The organism is Bacillus paranthracis (assembly GCF_001883995.1).
Classification (GTDB): Bacteria; Bacillota; Bacilli; order Bacillales; family Bacillaceae_G; genus Bacillus_A; species Bacillus_A paranthracis.
On the sequence record NZ_MACE01000031.1, the window covers coordinates 1 to 3,147 of the forward strand.

Below are 3,147 nucleotides of genomic sequence, written 5' to 3' on the forward strand. Positions count from 1 at the left end.
AAAAAAGGACGACCAGTAACTACAAAACCTTATCGAAAGCGATTGGTACGATTTAGTTATGTGGAAGATTCGATTCATAGAATTCTAGAAAGAGTTAACGATCCACGCTCTCGCATGGAAATTCAGAAAGAGTTGGCGACAATGGTCGCTAAACAAAAAGTCTTGGAACAAGAGAAAGTGGTTTGAGGAATTTGAGGTGGAATTCTATTTTGGGGAAACCGGCTCTATCTAATAGCCGGTTAGAGGGATGAAAAACGGACCTTCACTCAACAAAAAAGAAAAAGGCGGTTTTTAGAAAGTAGTTTTTAAAATGTTTTTTAAAAGAAAAGTAGGTGATGTTTAATGACAGTTGAACAACAAAAATCTATCAATATATTTAGTGTTTCGATAGATAGATTAACGATTATGGGTAACATCAGAAAAGAGAGAATTGGAGATTTCCATACACTTGTTAATATGTCCAATTGGGTTGATTTATGGAAAATGGGACAAGCAGCTGAAGGGCATATATTCAAAAAAGTGTTCTTTTCGTATGATCCACGAAAAGCGCAATCATTAAATCGAAGAGAGTTCCGAATGGAGTTCAATCCCAATGGGTTAAGTGAATCCGAGAAGAAATGGATAATTGAACATATTATTCCAGCGTTAGAAGATGTGGGGTTATCGCGTTTAGATATAGCTTTTGATTGTGATTGTAATCTAGGGAAATTTGCTTACATACAGAAAATCAGTACCAAACGAACCAAGATTGAATCTAGAGCAGGAGCTTTAGAAACTCTGTATTTGGGTTCTAGAAACTCAGAAAGAATGGTGAGAATTTATAATAAAAAGGTTGAATTGGAAGACAGAAAAAATAAAATTAAAACCAAATTGAAGAATGGGATTAATCCGAACTCTGTTGAAACTGTTGATGATTTGGTGAAGGAACTTGTTGAAATTGAGAAAATGGAACGTGATGTTTGGTGGAGATTGGAATTCGAATTAAAACGTGATGCGATAACTATTAATGGTTCGATTTTTGATAATCTAGTGATTAAAGAACCAGTCGTTAACAAAAGAACCGTTCCACGTGTTCAAGATAGAGCGATGTTGAACCACCTTATGCAAAATGAAAATGAATGGAGCGAGTTATCTAAAACAAGTAAAGCGAAATTTAAAAAGATACTTCAAGAACTTGAAGGTAAAATTGATGAGGATTTAACAGAGCGATTCAAAGAAGCGCTTGAAAAAGAAAAAAACGACTTGTTGGCGCAAGTCGCTGGTTGGATTGGGTTGGAGCCCAATAAATTGTTTATTTAACACTTAAATTATATACAAATATGCAGATAGATTTCAAGACAAAGCTGAACATTACTGTTCAGCTTTTTTATATTTGAATACCAAAATTAAGAGGAGGATCAGGGGGGTAATTATTTTTTGGGGGGAGACACTAAAAACTGTTACACTCAAAAAAAGAGGTGATTATATGTTTTTTGTAGATAAAGAACATGAAGATAATTTTAACAAACTGATGGAGTTGTATAATTTAGTTGTTGAAGAAAATGTAGAGTATGAGAGTGCGATTTATGTTGCAGCGTACCCAAAAATTTTCAAGTGCTATAATTTGGAGCATTTAGATACATCTTGTGGACCACTGATTCATCTATTTGATGGATATGATGAGGAAGAGTTGCATGATGCAGGTGCTTTAACAAGTTCTACACGTGCGCTAATTCAAGCTGGTCAATCGTTATATAATGGTCATGAAGCGCGTATTTCTAGTGTGTGTAGTTATGGACAGGAAACGTTAGAAGTATTTATACAAGCTTGTAGGATTCGTGCGAAAGCGAAAGGAAGGTGTCACCTTTAGGTGGCGCCTTTTTTTATTGGAGAGATCGGAGGGAAATGATTATGTCGCAAAAGCTGATTTATTATGAGAAACACTTTGCTTTACACTCGTCAAAGTGGGCCTACCGAGGGCGAATTTTCCCTGGTGGGCTTGCTTTGTAAGAGTGCAGAGTGTAGAGGCTCGTGGTCAATTAGAATGTGAAATAAAAATGGAACGGACAAAAAGTATAGTAAAGAATTGACAGAGTTAAATATTTAGATAGAATGACCGAGATTTATAAAAAGGGGTGATAAATAATGGTGTTTACAATTACTAAAAAGTTTATTTTGGCAAAAATTGAAGAGAAAAAGAAATCTAATTTATATCATATTTTGGATACTGAAACGCATGCGAAAAGTGTAGTGATAGGGATAAAGACAGATGAAGAAATTAAAGAACTTACAATTGTTGAAGCAGATATAGATGTTCGTATTCAGAAAGAGAAATTTGATTTGATTACTGGGGAGAAAAAGTATAAAGATACAGCAACATTGTTTTTAACATCTATTCGTAGTGTTGGAGAGTGATAGTGATGTATACAGAATCTGAACTGAAACATTATGACGTTCCTAGATTTGTTGATTATATATGTGTGCATGATGAATCTATTGAGTTCGATGTAGATTGGTGGACAGTTACAGAACTAAAAGAACTTTTCAATATTCGTCTTACTGATCAGGAGAAGAAAACTAAAATTGTTGCGTTTAAAACAACGGAGGGTTTCCGAGGTTATGCAGCAGTGTACTCAAAAAAAGAGATTCTTGATTTTAGATTGATAAACAATGCGTAGCGCGTAGCTGTGTTTTTTCTTGAGCGTTGCATGCGTGGCGAGCACAAAGTGAGTGCAGCTTTGCGACCACACGAGCCTTTGTCCTCGCCACGTATCCGATGCCAAGTAGTGAGGTGATGTAAATGTTTGGAGAACCTGAAAGTTTATTTGAAATTGTTTTTAAAATACTAGTCTTGGGTGTGTTGCCTACCTTCGTCCTAGTTAGGATGGTGTATCTAGATTACAAGGAATTGCGAAGCCATAAGGCATCGCCAAAACTCGACGAAGACACTAGAAAGCATAGGGAAGATTAGGGAGGTTTTGGGAGTCTTGACGAAGACTCTTTTAATCTATCTAAAAAAATTGCAGGATTCTAAGTGATATAGTAGAATCATTTGTGTATAACATAAAATGATTGGAGGGATTTCAAGTGGGGCGAAAAAAAGGACGACCAGTAACTACAAAACCTTATCGAAAGCGATTGGTACGATTTAGTTATGTGGAAGATTCG

5 protein-coding genes are annotated in these 3,147 nt (G+C 35.7%); all 5 read left to right on the forward strand.

Annotated features, from left to right (window positions below; all coding sequences use genetic code 11):
* The coding region (locus BAQ46_RS30895; protein ID WP_211275842.1) for a hypothetical protein at nucleotides 1-186 on the forward strand (186 nt) is incomplete at its 5' end.
* 156 nt (nucleotides 187-342) lie between these two features.
* Entirely contained in the window at nucleotides 343-1,299 is a 957-nt protein-coding gene (locus BAQ46_RS13525; protein WP_071742028.1) for a hypothetical protein, read from the forward strand.
* 166 nt (nucleotides 1,300-1,465) lie between these two features.
* Nucleotides 1,466-1,849, forward strand: coding sequence for a hypothetical protein (locus BAQ46_RS30055; RefSeq protein WP_071742029.1), 384 nt, complete (start codon nucleotides 1,466-1,468; stop codon nucleotides 1,847-1,849).
* Nucleotides 1,850-2,124: 275 nt separating this feature from the next.
* On the forward strand, nucleotides 2,125-2,394 hold the full coding sequence (locus BAQ46_RS13535) for a hypothetical protein (RefSeq protein WP_071742030.1): 270 nt from the start codon (nucleotides 2,125-2,127) through the stop codon (nucleotides 2,392-2,394).
* A gap of 5 nt (nucleotides 2,395-2,399) precedes the next feature.
* The gene (locus BAQ46_RS13540) at nucleotides 2,400-2,657 is read left to right on the forward strand and encodes a hypothetical protein (RefSeq protein WP_131801181.1); all 258 of its coding nucleotides are present in this window, start codon (nucleotides 2,400-2,402) and stop codon (nucleotides 2,655-2,657) included.
* Nucleotides 2,658-3,147: the final 490 nt, after the last annotated feature.

What these genes read in the sequence shown, in the direction of transcription:
- BAQ46_RS13525 (WP_071742028.1), top strand. Translation starts at nt 343, where the DNA reads ATGACAGTTGAACAACAAAAATCTATCAATATATTTAGTGTTTCGATA.
- BAQ46_RS30055 (WP_071742029.1), top strand. Translation starts at nt 1,466, where the DNA reads ATGTTTTTTGTAGATAAAGAACATGAAGATAATTTTAACAAACTGATG.
- BAQ46_RS13535 (WP_071742030.1), top strand. Translation starts at nt 2,125, where the DNA reads ATGGTGTTTACAATTACTAAAAAGTTTATTTTGGCAAAAATTGAAGAG.
- BAQ46_RS13540 (WP_131801181.1), top strand. Translation starts at nt 2,400, where the DNA reads ATGTATACAGAATCTGAACTGAAACATTATGACGTTCCTAGATTTGTT.